This window comes from Corynebacterium tuberculostearicum, assembly GCF_022347385.1.
GTDB lineage: Bacteria > Actinomycetota > Actinomycetes > Mycobacteriales > Mycobacteriaceae > Corynebacterium > Corynebacterium tuberculostearicum_M.
In genome coordinates, this window is record NZ_JAKRDT010000057.1 from 1 (window position 1) to 557 (window position 557).

Annotated in this window: 2 pseudogenes; both read right to left on the reverse strand. The window is 53.9% G+C overall.

The annotated features are described in order from the left end of the window. Positions 1 to 193, reverse strand: a pseudogene (locus MHK00_RS11855) (IS3-like element IS3501 family transposase); the annotation flags it as partial. After that, positions 190 to 532, reverse strand: a pseudogene (locus MHK00_RS11860) (transposase). The pseudogenes MHK00_RS11855 and MHK00_RS11860, both read right to left, overlap by 4 nt. Between the last annotated feature and the right edge of the window lie 25 nt (positions 533 to 557).

Sequence of the window (557 nt, forward strand, 5' to 3'; positions counted from 1 at the left end):
AATTTTCTTCATGGACCTCGGCGATGTGCGCGACTAGAGCAGCGTCACGAAGACTGCGGGCACTCATACCACGGGCTTTTGATTGGCGGTATCCACGGGACGTGATGAAACCGCCAACACGGTGGGTGTTTAACGTCTCGCAAATGAACTCGATGGAGAAACGATCCCGATACTCATCGATGAACCGGATCATTTCCGACGTTTTGGGTCGAGTTCCGACGCGAAAAAAGCCGAGGCAGCCTTCAGTAGCTCATTGGTGTCGCGTAGCTCTTGATTTTCACGGCGTAGCCTCGCGTTTTCCGCGGCCAAGTCTTCAGGCACAGGTTCTGGGATGCTTCCCGCACGACGGGCCTGCTGGGTCCACTGACGAGCCGTGTGCCATGAAACCCCCAACTTTGGAGCTACTGCCTTGCACGCGGCTTGCATCGACATATTTTCCGCCAAGATACGGTCCTCTACAAGACGGACCACACGGTCCTTTGCATCCTGGTCAAATTTTCTTGGCATATTCCAGATTTTCCCATCTACTCAGACGGAACAAAACCTGGGACACTTCA